This is a genomic window from Paenibacillus sp. FSL H7-0331 (genome assembly GCF_001956045.1).
The window spans coordinates 178,555-195,659 of record NZ_MRTH01000008.1; the positions used below are offsets into that span (position 1 = coordinate 178,555).

Below are 17,105 nucleotides of genomic sequence, written 5' to 3' on the forward strand. Positions count from 1 at the left end.
TGCACTTGTGTACTATTATTAACCTGCTGGACATTAAATCAAACAGATTGCACCATTGTTCAACCTGTTATCTGATGCTCAATATTATGCGCTTCCTTCGTCATCTTATCCGAGGCAACACGAGCGCTTAGTGACTGGCATGATATGCGCACTTCAGGTATGATAGAAAGACTAGATGGTCGACAAGTACACAAGATGGGGTGAAACGGATGCAATTTCCGGCAATGTGGCTGCAGGGGGCTTCCCTAGGTGAAAAAATTTCCAGTGAGCTTCGTTTGCGGATTATTAATGGAACGATGGCTCCTGATACGGTGATAACGGAAAATGTGCTGGCCGCGGAATTTGGAACCAGTCGTTCACCGATTCGCGATGCACTCAAAATTTTATCCAATGAGGGCTTGATACGGATGGAACGCATGGGTGCCGTGGTCATTGGTCTTAAATCCAAGGATATGGAAGAATTGAATGATGTCCGTTTTCTGTTCGAGGGGTTCGCGGTTCAGAAGCTTTCCAGCGCTTATGATGAGCAGAAGATCAAGGAGCTGCAGCAGATTGTGGACAAAATGGAGCTGGCAGAAAGCCATGATGATCCTGTGCAATTTGCCTATTATGATTTGCTGTTTCACGAAACGATTATTTTAAGCGCTCATCACAGCCGGATTTTATATTTGTGGAATAACATTCGTTATGTCATCCTCACGGTTCTATTAGTGGCAACGGAACGACGATTCTCGAAGCATAAGGAGGAAATCCAGCCGCTGATTCACCGGCATAAGCTGATCGTGGAGGCGCTTGTTTCACGCGATGCTTCCAATATGAGCAAGATCATTCAGGAGCATTTTATGGATACGAAGAAATCCGTGGATGAGAGCTTATTTTAAGGCTGACGTTACGATAATGGTATTTACAAGCCTTAAATAATTCTTTATACTTAAGTTGTCGACAAGTATACAAGTTATATAATCAAGAGTGTAAGCCCAAGCTGCTCCGTCATTCTTGCAGCTGATTTTCATGCATAAGGAATTTTAATTGATCAGGAAAGGGTTGATTCCTTCTGGGTAAATTTAAAGTCTTGCTAACAGGAAGAACATGGCCCGCTGCACTGGAAGCCATTCAAGAGGAATGTGAAGTCAAGGTTTGGGAAGACAGCAGCCCAATCCCCCGCTCGTTGTTAATGGATTGGCTTCAGGAAGCGGAGGGCTTGTTCAGTACCGGGGATGTCCATGTCAACGAGGAGCTGTTAGCTGCTGCTCCCAATTTGAAGGTAGTTGCGCAATCCTCAGTCGGCTATGACAATATTGACATCGAGGCTTGCACACGCAGAGGCATTCCTTTTGGCAATACGCCTGGTGTTCTCGTTGAAGCAACAGCAGATCTGACCTTTGCTTTGCTACTGTCCTCAGCCCGCCGCATTCATGAAGGCTGGGAATTTGTGAAATCGGGGAGCTGGAAGAATGGCGTCAATATTTCGCTTGGTGTCGATCTGTTCGGCAAAACGCTCGGTATTGTGGGTATGGGGGATATTGGCAGCGCAGTGGCAAGGAGAGCCAGGGCGTGCGGACTGAAGCTTATTTACCATAACCGCTCACAGCGAGAGGATGATCAATTGCTGGAAGCGCAATATGTTTCCTTCGATGCCCTGTTGGAGCAGGCAGATTTTATTATTGTACTTGTGCCTTTATCCAATCAAAGCCGTGGGATGTTTGGCAAGAAAGAATTTGCCAAAATGAAATCATCCGCTTATTTTATCAATGCTTCACGTGGCTCCATTGTTGATACAGAGGCTCTATATGAGTCCCTGCGAACGAATCAAATTGCTTATGCGGCCCTTGATGTGACGGACCCGGAGCCTATCTCTGGTGATCATCCGCTGCTCAGTCTTCCGAATATCCTTATCACTCCGCATGTGGGCAGTGCGACTTACGAAACCAGAAACCGGATGGCCAATTTGGCAGCAGATAATTTATTAGCAGGGCTGCGGGGAGAGAAGCTTCCGGCTTGCGTAAATCCATCGGTTCAATTCAAGTGAGCCCACTCAGTTTAATCAGTTAAGAAAGCTTCCCAAATGAACACAGAGGAGCAGAACCCAATGACAATGAAAGCAGGATTATATATTTCTGAAAAGAAGGTGATGGTCGGTCAAATTGAAGTGCCCGATCTACAACCTGGAGAGGCGCTGATCAAGGTAGCCTTTGCAGGGATTTGCGGAACTGATATGATGATCTATGCAGGCAAGCATCCAAGAGCCAAGGCTCCGCTCGCGATGGGACATGAGTTTTCTGGAAGGATCGAAAGGCTGCAGGGTGAGTCTGATTGGGCTGTAGGGGACCGTGTGGTTATAGAACCAACTCTGAGCTGCGGCCAGTGTGAGGCATGTCTCGCCGGTGCGTCTCATGTGTGTAAAACCTTGAAGCTGATCGGTATCGACAAGCACGGCGGCTTCGCGGAATATGTAGCGGTTCCGTTCGACAGGCTTCACCGGATTCCTGAAGGTTTATCGGATGCTCATGCAGCACTTGCAGAGCCTGTAGCTATAGCTGTCCATACGGTTCGCCGTTCCAATCTGAAGGTCGGGGATCATGTGGTAGTGTTGGGAGCGGGGCCTATAGGTTTGCTCACCGGTATGATAGCCAAACAGGCGGGAGCAGGTCAGGTGCTAATCTCCGATATCAGTTCGTATAGGCTGGCCAAGGCGGAGCAGCTTGGACTTACCGCCTTGAACGCTAAGGAAGTCAACGTGACTGAGGAGATATTGAAACGAACCAACGGGAATGGCGCCGAAGTCGTGTTTGAGGTGGCAGGTAACCAAATCACAGCCAAGCAAATGATTGAAACGGTCAAAACTCAAGGGCAAATTGTCGTGGTCAGCGTGTTCAAGCAAGCGCCTGCGATTGATTTGGCAGCGATGCATTATAGAGAAATCTCATTAACGACGACGCGCTGCTGCAGCAAAAGTGATTTTGCCAAGGCGATCAAGCTGATGCATAGTGGAGCCATTGATGTAGCTCCGCTCATTTCCCATGAGCTACCGCTTGAGCAGATTGAGGAGGGTTTTCATTTGATGGAAAATCCTGATGTTTCGATTAAAGTGCTGTTCCATCCCTAGTGATAAGGAGAGAAGAAATGGGAATTCATTTATTTAGTTTGGAAGGCAAGGTAGCTGCCATAACGGGTGCGACAAGAGGAATCGGAAAGTCGATGGCTTTGGCGTTGGCAGAGGCGGGCGCGGATATTGCTTTGCTCCAGCGAACCCCCGAGCAGACGGAGCTGCAGGAGCAGATTGAGAAGCTGGGGAGAAAGTGCCTGATTATTCCTTGCGATTTGGAAAATTCGACTCAAGTTAAGTCCGCGGTACCTAATGTAGTCGAGCAATTCGGCAGTCTCGATATTCTGGTTAACAATGCTGGGATACAACGCCGCTCCCCGTCGGTTGATTTTCTCGAATCGGATTGGGACGATGTGCTGCAAATTAATTTGAAGGTCGTGTGGACCTTATGCCAGGAAGCAGGCCGCCATATGGTGCCGCGAGGTAAAGGGAAGATTATCAATACCGCGTCCCTGCTGTCGTATCAGGGGGGGATTACGGTTCCGGCGTATGCAGCTGCCAAGGGCGGGGTAGCCCAACTGACCAAAGCACTGGCGAATGAGTGGGCCAAGCATCATGTGAATGTGAATGCCATTGTTCCCGGTTATATAGCGACAGATATGAATGTGGCATTAATGAACGATCCGGTCCGAAGTACACAAATCCTGAATCGGATTCCGGCAGAACGGTGGGGCAACCCCGATGATTTTAAAGGTGCTGTTGTGTATCTGGCTTCAGAGGCCTCCAATTACGTGCATGGTCATCTGTTAGCAGTGGATGGAGGCTGGCTGGGTCGATAAATTTTCTACCTATATTTCTCATATTTCAAGGTCAACCAGGCTGTTCTGGTTGGCCTTTTTGCTTGGAAATACGCATGAACAGGGCAATTGCGAGCAGAGACAAGAGAATCCAAGTGTGCAAGCCGCCAAAACCAACAATGTCTAATTGTCGGCAATCCATCGGGTCTTTATAGTCAGTGTGGAAGGGAGGAGGCGTTCAGCCATTGAGGTGATCGACATAGCAAGCAGTGATTCATAACTACCAATAGGGAGGCTTACCCATGTTCAGTTCGATATGGAAAATAGGAAAAAACAGTCTCATTCTCGCCTCGACTCTCAGTCTTGTAGTAAGCGGGTGCTCGACTGGCAGTTCAACCAGCAGTACAACAGAGACCAACAAAGATGAAGCTGCCAAACCAGTGACGCTGGAATGGTGGAGCAGTGCCTCGCTTGGACTTTCACAGGAGGATGAGTTTAAGCAAATATTAGCGGAGTACAAGAAAGTCGCACCTCACGTAACTATTAATTATAATGCGATACCGACGACGGGGCTCGATGAGAAAATGAACGTAGCAATTGCCTCTGGATCGTTCCCTGATCTATATGTAGATGCAGTTAACCGTTTGGTGCCTTTATACATTCGTGGTGTAACGACCGGACTGGATTCTTATATTACAAGTGATTATAACCTGGGGGATTATGTAAGCAGCGCCAAAGATATTATGACCATCGATGGGAAGCTGGCGATGTTCCTGATGGAGGTTCGCAGCGAGGTGCTGCTGGTGAATAAGGATTTATTCGCCAAGGCTGGTGTGGAGAGCCTCCTGCCTGATGCGAAGACACAGACGTGGACGAGGGACAATTTTGCCAAAGCAGTAGAGGCTATCGGTAAGCTCGGTAATGGCGTGTACGGCATGGGTCTGGTGGCCAGCGAAGCTGCCAACGATAAATTCCTTGACGGTTATGTGTACAGTGATGGGGATGAGTGGACGAATAAGGAATACACCAAGATGACTTACAATTCGCCGGGAAATGTGAAAAAACTCGAATGGATTATTAAGCTGGCGAATTCTCCGTATGCGGTTCCCGGGGCGGCAGGCACTAAAGTAACGGATATGTATGAGCTGTTCAAGCAAGGCAAGGTGGCGGTCATTATGAATGATAGAGGCGATTTCCGCAGAGAGACGAATGAAGGTACGGTTACGAACAAAATCAATTACATGAATGCACATTATCCAACCGATGACGGTTCCAAAGGCAAGCTGTTCGTGAATGGATCGGGAATTGTCGTGAAGAAGCAGGACGATAAGGCTAGAGAAAAAGAAGCCGCCAAGTTTGCGCTGTGGTTCTCAAGCGGCAAGTCCGAGATTGTGAACAAATTACTATACCAGAAATACTCAAAGCTCCCATCGAGAAAATCGCTGCAAAGCTTTATTACAGATGAACAGGGTAAGGCTTGGTTGGCAATGCCTGAAAAATCGATCAATAATCCTGTAGCTATCCCGAATTACCTGCAAATTCGTAAAGTATGGTTCAACTACTTCCAGCAGGCAATGCTGGGTGACGGTAAAATGCCAGCAAAGGATGCATTAGCGGCCTACGAGAAGGAAGGACAAAAACTGCTGGATGAAGGCAACAAGCAGTTGAAAAAGTAAGTATACCGTCAACGAACCGAGACGCTGCAACCATTCATAACTATTGTAATCACCCATTTTAATATCATCCGAAGGAGACCTTTTTATGGAAAATATAGGATTCAGAATTATTCCGCGCAGCCAGTATCCCGATCTTGAACTGATAGCGCAATTTCAGAATGTCGTGACGCCTCATCTTAGTGATAATATGAATCGGATCTTTGCCAGCTGCTCGCAGCTGAGGCCTTATCACTCTGGCAAGAAGCTGGTAGGATCAGCATTAACGGTGAAAACCAGACCGGGAGATAATCTGATGATCCATAAGGCCATCGAGATGGCGCTTCCCGGAGAAGTGATCGTGGTGGATGGAGACGGAGATTTGACGAATTCCCTGATTGGTGAAATTATGACCCGGTTGGCGGAAAAGCAAGGAGTGGCAGGCTTCGTGCTGAATGGCGCCATCCGCGATTCCGGTGCGATTGCCAGCAGGGATTTCCCAGTGTATGCCAGAGGTGTCACCCATCGCGGACCTTATAAGGATGGTCCCGGAGAAATCAATGTGCCGGTATCCATCGGCGGTATGATCGTCAACCCTGGCGATATCATCGTTGGAGATGAAGACGGTCTGGTCGCCATCCCAGTACAGTATGCGGGATTATTATTGGACAAAGCCCGTCAAACACAGCAAATTGAGGATGGCATCATCGAAACCCTTGAGCAGGGCGGATCGATAAATCGTGATTGGATTGATCAGTTTCTTCAGCAAAAGGGCTGCTCATTGGACGATGAAGACGCGCGTAAATAGAGCATACTTTTCACAATAGATGACGACATAAAGAAGTTGGTCGAAAATTCCCCTTTTGATCGCGATGTATCACAGTAGATTATTCTCGGCACTGAATAGGCGATTTTTTGAACACGCACATCAAGGGGATTTGCAGCAGCACAGTGCCTCCAAGGTATCCCTGAACTCAGGGTTACAATCATACCATGTCTGTTCTGGAGGCATCCTGCTCATTTGTACCTTGTTTAAGGAGAGGAGCATGTATACATCATGATTTTACTGTGCAGGGAAATATATAAAAATCGGGTCAACTATTTATTTTTGGCCCCCATGTATTTGCTGTTAACCTTGTTTCTGATCGTTCCGGCGCTGCAGGGGCTGTATTACTCGGTATTTGATTTTACAATAGGTTCTCCCAGAGTATTTGTTGGCTTCAATAATTTCACGAAATTGTTTCATGAAGAGGTCTTTTGGATCGCCTTGAAAAACACGTTTATTTTGGTTCTGATCATCGTGCCGGTGAGTATATTCGCGGCTTTGTTCATATCGGTTTCCGTGTATCGTGGCTCGCAGGGAGTGAAAACGTTTGTCAGAGGAGCCTTTTATTTACCGCTTGTCGTATCCAGCGTTTCGCTGACTTTGGTCTGGGGCTTCATCTTCAATCCGGTAGTTGGATTAGCCAATCAAATACTGCGGACGGTCGGCTTGTCTCCGGTCACTTGGCTGGGCGACCCGAAGTATGCGTTCCTTGCCATCATTATTGTGCTGTTCACGTTCGTGCTTGGCAAACCGGTCATCTTATATCTGGCATCTCTCGGCAATATACCGGATACCTTCTATGAAGCGGCCAAGATTGACGGGGCCAACGCACTACATCAGTTTTGGCATGTAACGCTTCCACTCCTGAAGCCGACCACGCTCTATCTGGTCATCACCGGAACGATTCAGGTGTTTAATGTGTTCGTACTGATTAAAATTATGACGAGTGGAGGACCCGGGAATTCCACTCAGACACTGGCTTATCTGCTATATGAAAAAGCATTTGTTTTTGGACAATACGGAACGGCTTCCGCAGTTGGGGCTGTGCTTGTTTTCATCGTGACGATCATTGCGATTATCCAGTACAAATTTTTATCAACCGACATCGAGTATTAAGGGGAATCTTATGAATACAACGGGTCTATCTCTGCAAGGGATTGTGCAAAAGTCGTTCGTCGTGCTGGTCATAGTGCTGGCTATACTCAGTCTGGTACCGCTCTATTTCGGTGTGCTGACCTCATTCAAGCCCAATAGTGCGGGTGTAAGTGTCAGCCTGATCCCCGAGAATTTAACCTTATCCAATTACACACACTTGTTTACGCAAACGAAGATCATCCGCTGGTTTTTCAACAGCTTGTTCACGTCCACCGTAGCCGCGGCGATTATTGTATACTTATCGGCATTAGCCGGATTCCCGCTTGCGAAGAAAAAATTTCCGGGTGTGAGATGGTTGTTCTGGATCATTATTGTGTTTATGACGATTCCAAAGGAAGCTCTCCTCCTGCCGCTCTTTATCATGATGAAGGAATACAATTTATTTAATACGTATTACGGTATTATTCTTCCGGCTTTGGCTTGGCCGTTTGCCGTCTTCCTGATGAAGCAGTTTATCAGCACGATTCCTTCCGACTTGTTTGATGCCGCCGAGATTGATGGATGCGGACCGTTCAGACTGTTCCATTCGATCCTGATCCCTATCATTCAGCCTGCTTTGGGAGCATTGTCGATCTTTGCTTTTGTGTACGTCTGGAACGATTATATGTGGCAGTTGATCGTCATTACTTCAGTGGACATGAAGACACTCCCTCTGGGTGTGGCAGGCTTACAGGAGGAGTCTGCAGCCAACTTCGGACGGTTGATGGCGGGGGCTACATTGGGCGCAATTCCTTTGTTGACCGTATTTCTGTTCTTCCAAAAGTATTTTACCTCCGGTATTACGATGGGAGCCGTTAAAGGGTAGGATCATCATTCAGAAAGAGGCGCAGCTATGCATGGCATTCGAAATATTTATTGTGTCGGCCGAAATTACAGGCTTCCTGCCAAAGCTCATGAAGAAACTGCATCAGCCCTTGAAATCCCGATGTCCCCACTCCTGTTCTCTAAGCCAACGCATGCGTTTGTAGAAGTACAAGGACAGGAGTTTGTTCTTCCTGGCAATCGCGGCGTTGTGGAGTATGAGGTCGAATTGGTGATCCGGATAGGCCAGCTCTATAAACCGGGAATCCAGATCGATGAGCTGGTGGACGGGCTGGCTGTGGGTATTGATTTCACGCTTGGCGACATCCACCGTGAATTGAAGGCGATGAGCTATCCATGGCTGTTGGCCAAAGGTTTCCCTGGTTCAGCGGCAGCCAGCCCGTTCATGCCGTTCACTGGTGTCGAGGCATGCAGGAAGCTTGATTTCTCTCTTGTCCATAACGGGAAGCGGGTCCAGATCGGCAATATTCGCAATATGATTTTTGATCTACAGACAATTATTGATTTCACGGCGCTTCACTTTGGACTTGGAGCAGGGGATGTGATATTCACAGGCACACCGGGCGGGGCAGGGGCCGTTACAGATGGGGTTCATATGTCCCTTTGTTGGGGGGAGCAGCAGGTAGGAGATTGCAGGCTTCGTTTGTCTTAAGTGCTCAACCGTCATACAGATGCACCTTAGTCCGGATTATCGGGTTAAGGTTATTTGTTTTGACAGCAATAAACAAGAAAGTCCAAGTGTGTAAGAGAGCGATACCAACAAAATCTAATTGATGGAAACGGGACTGTTCTTTATAGTGGAGGGAGAGCCTGCGATTATTGAAAACCACAGGTATAAGATTCAAAGTATGCCAATATGCCAAGGCTTCAAGAGGAGGTTGATTCAAGATGGCTTCGAAGTGGAAAAAAAGCAGGCATTTGTTAGCAGTCAGTGCGATTCTCATGGTACTTTTAAGCGGCTGTTCGTTGGGTCCCCTACCTAACAGCACCTCATCTCCGAAAAAAGAAGAAGCTGTGAAATTCAATCCTGTAACGCTTGAATGGTGGAGCAGTCCTTCAATAGGTCTTGTAGAAGAAGAAGATTTCAGGCTGATCGTAGCTGAATATAAAAAGGTCGCTCCCCATGTTACTCTTAACTACAGCTCGATTCCGACTACAGGTCTGGATGAGAAGCTGAACGTAGCAATTGCCTCGGGATCATTTCCGGATCTGTATGTGGATGCCGTTAACCGTCTGGTCCCTTTATATATGCGCGGTGTTACTGCAGGCCTGGATGCCTATATCACTGCGGACTACAATTTGCCCGATTACATGAGCAGTGCCATCGATTTAATGACGATTGACGGCAAGCTGGCGATGCTCCTGATGGAAATCCGCAGTGAGGTACTGTTGGTCAACAAGGATTTGTTCCTCAAGGCAGGAGTCGAGCAGTTGCTTCCTGATTCCAGAACCAAAACCTGGTCGCGTGACTCGTTTGCCAAAGCCGTTGAAGCGATTGGTAAACTGGGAAATGGGGTGTACGGTCTCGGCATGGTAGCAGGCGATATTGCTTATGACAAGTTCGTCGACGGGTACATTTACAGCGATGGCGATGAATATACGAATAAGGATTACACCCAGATTACCTATAACTCACCGGGGAATATTAAAAAGCTCGAATGGTTAGTACAACTGACAACCTCTCCGTATGCGCTTCCAGGAGCCGCAGGCAATAAAATTCCGAACCTGTACGAATTGTTCAAGCAGGGAAAAGTCGGCATTATGATGAACGACAGAGGGGACTTGCGCAGAGAGATCAACGACGGTGTCATTCCCAGGAAATTTGATTTCATGCTGGCCCATTATCCAACCGATAACGGTGGCAAAAGCAAGTTGTTCGTGAACGGATCGGGCATTGTCATCAAGAAGCAGCAGGATAAGGCGAGGGAGGAGGAGGCTGCCAAATTCGCACTGTGGCTTTCAAGTGGCAAATCCGAGGCGGTAAACAAACTGATTTATCAGAAATACGCCAAGCTTCCGTCAAGAAAATCATTGCAGTCCCTGGTTACCGATGAACCGGGCAAGGATTGGGCGGCTATGCCCGATAAAGCGATTAACAATCCGGTAGCGATGCCCAATTACCAGCAAATCCGCAAGGTATGGTTCAACTATTTTCAACAGGCCATGCTCAATAACGGGAAAATGACAGCCAGGGACGCTCTGGCCGGATATGAGAAAGAAGCGCAACGATTGCTGGATGAGGGCAACAAAGCCTTGAAAAAGTAAATATCATGAACCAGTTGTGGGACCACTCCACTCGTAATCCCGTCTGAATTTATATCAAGCGTATTCAACCTCACCAGGGGAGGCAACTGTATGGGATTATTCACCAAGCTATTCGGCATTATGGATAAAAGGAGGACCTGGTTTCGGAGAAGTCTGTTGCTGCTGCTTACGGTCATTATACTGCCGCCGATGCTGCTATCCATCAGTATCAATGTCATTGCGACGAAAGAGCTTAAGGAACAGATTAACCAAACACATGAGCTGCTGATCCAGCAGATGACACAGCGTGTGAACCAGCAGCTTACTCAGTTTGAATTTACGGTACGAAATTGGGCGGTCAATCAGATTTTTGGCGATTATTTGGAGCATGTAGATTTTTATCAGGAATTATCCACGATAAGATCTATCATGAACGCTTTGGGAGCTATGGAAAATTCAATCTCCTTCATTAAAAATATTGAAATCTACATTGCGGATCAGGATTTGCTCATTTCCAATATGAACGGCGTTTCCCGCATTTATAATACGGAGAAGCGTGACCGTTACAGGGATGCCTTCAAGCGGCCGGGTGATATGTACTGGAGCTACGGTCTGAATGAATCCAGCAACGTCCTTAATAAAGATATGGCCTTAATGCATAAAATCCCGGCAGAATCCTCCCATCCTTTTGGAGCTATTATCGTTGAGGTTGACCCGGTGAAATTTTCATCGTTTATCGGTCAAATTAATCCTTACCGTGAAGGCTATACATTGCTGATGAATGAAAATCAGGAGCTGCTGTCTGCCGGTACGTTTGAGAAACGTGAGGATGCGGCACTGCTCGCGTCGGGCTTGAAGGGTCATGATGGAGAAGGGAATTATGTGTTCTCCTGGAACGGGAATGAATACCTCATTTCCAATGGAATCGTCCCCCGAATGAAGTGGAAATTTTTACTGGCAACGCCGATTTACAAATTAACCGAGCCTGTCGTGCTTGTCACGAGGATTATTGCGGGTATTACTGCTGTAACATTCATTATACTGCTTATTCTTGCTTGGGTAGCCTCAAGAAGGCTGTACTCGCCTATATCGCGGATGATGTCCTTATTTGTTCCCGAGAAATCCGAATCCGAATCTGAACCTCCTGTCCATCAGGATGAGATCGAATTTATCGAATCCCGCTGGGCTCAGTTGACGACGGAAAGCCTTATTTTGCAGGACAGGCTGGAGACGCAGATGCCATCGCTTTGTGAAGGCTTTTTGTATCAGCTGATATACGGACATTATTATCATTTGAGTGAAGCGGATATCCGCAAGAGGCTGAAAAACTACAGTCTGGATCTCTGCAGCGCCCGTGTACAGTTTGTACTGATCCAAATTTCCGGCATATCCAGGCTTCAGGGGAAATTTAGCGAGGACGACGAGCAATTGATCACCTTCGCCGCCTACAACATCATTCAGGAGCTGATTGGGGCCACGGGCCACGGCGTCTCAGTATTCAACTTTCAGGATTTAACGGTAGGTTTTCTGCTTAGGTTCCCAGAAGGTATGACTGTGGAGGAAGAGAAGCAAACAACGATGAAGCTTTCAAGTGAAATGATCCAGACACTGGAGCGCTTATTGAAGATGGATGTGACTGTGGTAATCGGCCAGTCTGAGGAGGAGCTGCGGGCTATGCACGCGAGCTATGAGCAGACCGAGCAGGCTTTGCGTTTTCGCAGCGTGCATGAAACGGCGCAAATATTGTATTTGGAGGATCTGATCATTCAGGGCGAGGGTGCGGCCTTTTATCCGTTTGAGCTGGAGAAGGAACTGCTGCAGGCATTGCGTATCGGCAATGTCGAGGAATCGACTGCCTTATTCAAGCAGTTCGTCGCGGCATTCAGACAAAATGCCGATATCGAAACCGTGCTACACCAAGGCATGCTGCAGCTGCTGGGCAGTGTGCTGCATGTTGTATATCAAACCGGTCACAGTCCGCAAAAGGTATTCGGTCTCAGCAACCTGTACGAGGAGCTGCTGCAGCATAATGAGCTTCAGCAAATGTGCGATTGCTTTGAGAAGCTGGTGATGGAGCCGTTCATCGAGCATATCGTCGAGTCGCAAAATGTGAAGCTGGTGCAGTTGGCGGAGGATGTCAAAGCTACGATTCACAGCAAATATATGACTGACCTGTCACTGGAAATGTGTGCCGACCTGCATCATGTCGATCCGTTCCGGTTGAGTAAAGCGTTTAAAGAAGTGACTGGAATTAATTTTATCGACTATGTGACGGATTACCGGATCAAGAAATCTAAGGAGCTGCTCAAGAACTCGAATCTGCGCATCAACGAAATTGCCGAGATGGTTGGCTATCAATCAACCTATTTCAATCGGATTTTTAAGAAAAAAGAAAATATGACCCCAGGTCAATTCCGGGAAAAGGAAGAAAACTCTCCGCTGTGGCCCGGTTAGGTCACAGCGCTGCAGTACGCCGGAGTCATCAAATCACGTCCTACAGGTGCCAATTCATATCCAATCACCCCTCCCGGGATTTCCGAATAAAATGACATTAGCAACAACAAAACAAGGCTTCGCTATCCCATCGGGACGGCGAAGCCTTATGTGTAGGTAACATTTACCCTTGAAGTGCTACTTTGCTCGTTTCATCGGATGAGGCAGGTCCATATGACCCATTAACGATTCAACCGGCTTGCCGTCCACCAGGATATCGATGGAATCGACTTCGGGGAATTGAAATAAAGTTTTTTGGATAGCCTGCAGCAGCATAGCCTCTCCGGGAGCGCCGAGACGCCCTTCTCCGGAAACCGTGATGTCCAGCGTCAGCTTTTTATCTTTTAATATGGCAGATTTAAAGCCAAGTGCATCAGCCAAAGGGACCAGCTTACTGTCCGCAGGAGCTTTTTTCAACGTCCATAGCGCGGTTGTGTACTTTTCCTTGTCCTCCGGATAGTTGATGGTTACTTCCTTCTCCACCAGCTTGGTCGCCTGCTCATCACCATAATAGGCTTTGATATGGGCTTGGATGGGCTTACTCTCGACCGGCGTAGGTGTAGGAGTCACCTCCGGCTTGGGAGTGGGAGGTACTACACTGCTGCTAACCGGATTCTGTCCACTTGAGCCTTGAGAGGTCATCCCACTGCTCGCAGGCTTTTGTCCGCAGCCCGATAAGGCCATGGCAATTGCTCCTGTCAGAACGAATCCGATGATTGTATGTTTGTTCATCAAGACCACCACCTTTTTCTACACGTACGATTCTGACTTACTTGATGTTAAGCTGTTCCTTAATACCTGCAACAATCGACCCAGCAACCTTGTTCTGAAAATCCTCGTTAAACATCAACGCGGTATCCGTTGGATTGGACAAATAACCTACCTCCAGCAGTACAGCCGGCATATTAGTTACTTTAACCACACGGAAGGGCTCTTGACGCACACCGCGATCAGCAAGTCCCGTTGCCGCTGCTAAATGCTTGTGCATAATTTTGGCGAATTCGGTACTATCCGATTTGTAATAATACGTTTCAGTTCCTGTAGATGTCGCCAAATAGCTGTTCCCGTGAATGGAAACAAAAACATGGGCATTCAAGTCATTCGCAAACTTGGCGCGATCATCCAATGGGATAAAGGTATCATCGTTACGCGTCATATAAGGTTGAATATTGGCTTCCTGCTGGAGCAGCTTGTACACCTTTAGCCCCATAGAAAGATTAAAGGTTTTTTCATTGCTGCCATTGGCGGCTTTGGCGCCTGGATCCTGATCTCCATGACCGGGGTCAATGACAACTCGATATTTGGCTGGTTTCTGGATGCTGCCGACTAAAGAGGCCGTACCCATTCCGGAAACCCAGTTCAAATCCATGGAGTCCTTCATATCCAATACAATCCGAACTGTAGAGGGACTGGTCGCATACAGGGAGTAGCGCACATTGCTGACATACACATTTGCGGACACAGTTGTACCACTTTTGTTAGCCTCGTCTTTATAGAGGGTCGAATCGAGTGTTGCATTGGGAATATCGAGAACAATCCGTTCAGGATTTTTCAAAGTAAACAGTGTGGGCTTTAATTCCCCCGTGTCCGCCTTGATTAGCAATTGGGAGGCTGTCATATCGATCTTCTTGATTGTGGCCAAGGAAGAATTGCCATTGGCAACCGAAACGGGCTTATCCGTAGCAGGCTTGTCCGTCACATCAACAGGTTGGCCTGGTGTACCAGGTGTTGGTGTAGTCTGAGCGACTTTTTCGTTCAAGTAGACAGCTCTCTTAACGTCGTTCCAGCTCACGTCGATGCCCATATTTTCGGCAATAAATCGAACGGGCAGCAGGGTATTTCCTTCAATCAGCAAGGGGGCTGAATCCAGCTTGAATTTATCCCCGTTAACGGTAGCCGTGAGCTGATTAATGACCATTTCGATTTTTTGCGTATTTTTGGTTATCGTTACTTTTTGAGCTTCCTGATTCCAGGTTACCTTGGAGCCCAGCTCCTCAGCAATAATCCGGACAGGTACCATGGTGACATCTTTAATAATGCGGGGTGCCACTTCGGGCTTCAGTTCTTTTCCATTAAAAAATAAAGGGACGCCAGCGGCGGAATTTACAGGAGCAGGAGCGGCAGATGCCATAGCAGGAAGCATAAATGCGATAAGCAGCAATAAAAGGGTATACATCCACTTCAATTTCATCATTCACCTCTAAAAAACCTTTCATAGTTGGTTGTGACACTATACCATCATCAGATACGGACAATTCGACAGTTACGAGCATTTCCTTCATTAAGGGTTCAAGTGTGTGTTGAAACGTTTATTTGCCGGCATGACCTCCTATTCGACAGCAAGCGTTATATTATTAGACTCCATTTATTGAGAAACGTTGCATTTTTTTTGAAAGAAATTCCGATATGAAGTCGAAAAGAGAGGCTGTAAGGGGATAAAGCCGCTTGGTTGCGCCGATTTCAACGAATTCAATATATAAAGCTTATCACTCATTTTACTTGTGTTTCTTTTCGTTCTATACTAGCGATGTTGACGATAGGAGCGTTATGCCGTAATCAGTTTATGAGGAGGAAGCACATTGAGCATTCAATTGAAGACAGAGGTTTGTCAGTTGTTTAATATCCGTTACCCGATCTTTCTGGCAGGTATGGCAGGAGGTCCATCAACGGTTAAATTGGTGGCCGCCGTGTCAAACGCAGGTGGACTGGGGACGCTGGGAGCAGCATACATGGATCCGAAGGCGATTCGCGAAGCGATACGAGAAATTCGCCAGCTAACGAATGCACCTTTTGCCGTTAACCTGTTTGCGATACAAGTGCCGGATAACAACACCCGAATTGGGGAAGTTCAAGGAGAGCTCAACCGACTGCGTAATGTGCTTGGAGTTACTCATGCAACACAAGAACCCGTAAGCACACCAGATCACTTTCAGGAGCAGCTTTCCGTTGTGTTGGAGGAAAAGGTTCCAGTCATCAGCACAGCGTTCGGTGTACTCTCAGAACCGTTCGTTCAGCAAGCAAAGTCTGCTGGTATACGAATTGTCACGATGGTCACGACAGTGCGTGAAGCTATACTGGCTGAGCAGGCCGGCTGCGATTGTATTGTCGCTCAAGGAAGTGAAGCGGGGGGGCATCGGGGAACGTTCGATGTGAAGGAGCATCCCGTAGGTGCCAATATCGGTACGTTTGCTTTAACACCGCAAATAGTTGATCACGTTAAGATTCCAGTTATTGCTGCTGGAGGTATTATGGATGGACGAGGGCTCGTCGCCGCGCTTGCTCTTGGTGCTCAGGGTGTGCAGATGGGCACGCGTTTTCTAACGGCTGTAGAATCTGGAGCGCATGATACCTACAAGCAAGCTCTATTGGCAAGCACGGAAGAAAGTACCGTGATCACCAAGGCCTTTTCGGGCCGTCCGGCAAGGGGAATACGTAATCTGTTTATTAGACAATGGGATGCGAGCGGCATCGAGCCGCTTCCTTTTCCAACGCAAAATACGGTGACCCGGGATATCAGGAATGCCGCTGCCAAGCACAACAATGCTGACTATATGTCCTTGTGGGCAGGACAAGGTACAAGGCTGCTGACTTCCGGACAACGGGCTGAGGATATTGTCGCCGAAACGGTCCAACAAGCCATGTCCATCTTGTCTTAAGTGTAGTTCTGTAATCAAAATGAAATCTAATTTTCATCTTGGATTAAGGATTCCCGCTTATACTACATGTATCCCCCCTTATTAATATATATAATGAAGACCCACATCCCGTTGATGTGGGTCTCTTTTTGGGATGGAACCTCTTCTTTACTTTAAAGCTATACAGTGTTCCTCGATGATCCCAACAATTTCTTTGAAGGAATATCTATGGTTAACCATATCTACGGTGAAATCTTCGGCTGCTTGATGATCATTAGAAAAGCGGCAGCCATTGTAATGCAGGGAAACAACAAAAGCAGTAAAGGCTGTCCGTATGTTAGCTTTTTGGAATGGGTGATTTTGACCCAGAGACTCGAATAATGCCGCAGCTTTCTCATACAGAGTCTGATAAACATCATCGCCAAAAGCTGATGC

General features: G+C 47.3%; 15 protein-coding genes. 12 read left to right on the forward strand and 3 right to left on the reverse strand.

Annotated elements, in window-relative coordinates; all coding sequences use genetic code 11:
* Positions 1-209: 209 nt before the first annotated feature.
* The 11 genes from BK127_RS14220 (at position 210) to BK127_RS14270 (ending at position 12,996) form a co-directional block, all read left to right on the forward strand.
* Complete coding sequence (locus BK127_RS14220; protein ID WP_076231068.1) at positions 210-881, forward strand: GntR family transcriptional regulator; 672 nt, start codon at positions 210-212, stop codon at positions 879-881.
* A gap of 191 nt (positions 882-1,072) precedes the next feature.
* Complete coding sequence (locus BK127_RS14225) at positions 1,073-2,029, forward strand: 2-hydroxyacid dehydrogenase (RefSeq protein WP_256711302.1); 957 nt, start codon at positions 1,073-1,075, stop codon at positions 2,027-2,029.
* A gap of 60 nt (positions 2,030-2,089) precedes the next feature.
* Complete coding sequence (locus tag BK127_RS14230; RefSeq protein ID WP_256711303.1) at positions 2,090-3,106, forward strand: zinc-dependent alcohol dehydrogenase; 1,017 nt, start codon at positions 2,090-2,092, stop codon at positions 3,104-3,106.
* Between the two features lie 17 nt (positions 3,107-3,123).
* Positions 3,124-3,885 carry an SDR family oxidoreductase gene (locus tag BK127_RS14235; protein ID WP_076231073.1) on the forward strand — a complete coding sequence of 254 codons (762 nt, stop codon included), beginning with the start codon at positions 3,124-3,126 and terminating at the stop codon, positions 3,883-3,885.
* Between the two features lie 260 nt (positions 3,886-4,145).
* A complete protein-coding gene (locus BK127_RS14240) occupies positions 4,146-5,519 on the forward strand; it encodes an extracellular solute-binding protein (RefSeq protein WP_076231075.1) in 1,374 nt (457 codons plus the stop codon).
* A gap of 85 nt (positions 5,520-5,604) precedes the next feature.
* Positions 5,605-6,303 (forward strand): RraA family protein, encoded by a 699-nt coding sequence (locus BK127_RS14245; RefSeq protein ID WP_076231077.1) that lies wholly within the window; start codon positions 5,605-5,607, stop codon positions 6,301-6,303.
* A 249-nt stretch (positions 6,304-6,552) separates the two neighbouring features.
* Positions 6,553-7,437 carry a carbohydrate ABC transporter permease gene (locus BK127_RS14250; RefSeq protein ID WP_076231080.1) on the forward strand — a complete coding sequence of 295 codons (885 nt, stop codon included), beginning with the start codon at positions 6,553-6,555 and terminating at the stop codon, positions 7,435-7,437.
* A 10-nt stretch (positions 7,438-7,447) separates the two neighbouring features.
* On the forward strand, positions 7,448-8,281 hold the full coding sequence (locus BK127_RS14255; RefSeq protein WP_076231082.1) for a carbohydrate ABC transporter permease: 834 nt from the start codon (positions 7,448-7,450) through the stop codon (positions 8,279-8,281).
* 27 nt (positions 8,282-8,308) lie between these two features.
* On the forward strand, positions 8,309-8,950 hold the full coding sequence (locus tag BK127_RS14260) for a fumarylacetoacetate hydrolase family protein (protein WP_076231085.1): 642 nt from the start codon (positions 8,309-8,311) through the stop codon (positions 8,948-8,950).
* 236 nt (positions 8,951-9,186) lie between these two features.
* Complete coding sequence (locus BK127_RS14265) at positions 9,187-10,563, forward strand: ABC transporter substrate-binding protein (RefSeq protein ID WP_076231088.1); 1,377 nt, start codon at positions 9,187-9,189, stop codon at positions 10,561-10,563.
* Positions 10,564-10,653: 90 nt separating this feature from the next.
* Positions 10,654-12,996 (forward strand): helix-turn-helix domain-containing protein, encoded by a 2,343-nt coding sequence (locus BK127_RS14270; RefSeq protein WP_076231091.1) that lies wholly within the window; start codon positions 10,654-10,656, stop codon positions 12,994-12,996.
* Positions 12,997-13,173: 177 nt separating this feature from the next.
* On the opposite strand, the gene BK127_RS14275 is transcribed toward BK127_RS14270, so the two are convergent.
* Positions 13,174-13,767, reverse strand: coding sequence for a GerMN domain-containing protein (locus BK127_RS14275; protein ID WP_076231094.1), 594 nt, complete (start codon positions 13,765-13,767; stop codon positions 13,174-13,176).
* Between the two features lie 37 nt (positions 13,768-13,804).
* Positions 13,805-15,226, reverse strand: a complete 1,422-nt coding sequence (locus tag BK127_RS14280; protein WP_076231100.1) for an N-acetylmuramoyl-L-alanine amidase family protein — start codon at positions 15,224-15,226, stop codon at positions 13,805-13,807.
* Between the two features lie 388 nt (positions 15,227-15,614).
* Between BK127_RS14280 and BK127_RS14285 the strand changes: the two genes are divergently transcribed.
* Positions 15,615-16,691, forward strand: coding sequence for an NAD(P)H-dependent flavin oxidoreductase (locus BK127_RS14285; RefSeq protein ID WP_076231102.1), 1,077 nt, complete (start codon positions 15,615-15,617; stop codon positions 16,689-16,691).
* A gap of 147 nt (positions 16,692-16,838) precedes the next feature.
* Here BK127_RS14285 and BK127_RS44775 read toward each other — a convergent pair whose 3' ends face one another.
* Positions 16,839-17,072 (reverse strand): type II toxin-antitoxin system death-on-curing family toxin, encoded by a 234-nt coding sequence (locus BK127_RS44775; RefSeq protein WP_083689320.1) that lies wholly within the window; start codon positions 17,070-17,072, stop codon positions 16,839-16,841.
* Between the last annotated feature and the right edge of the window lie 33 nt (positions 17,073-17,105).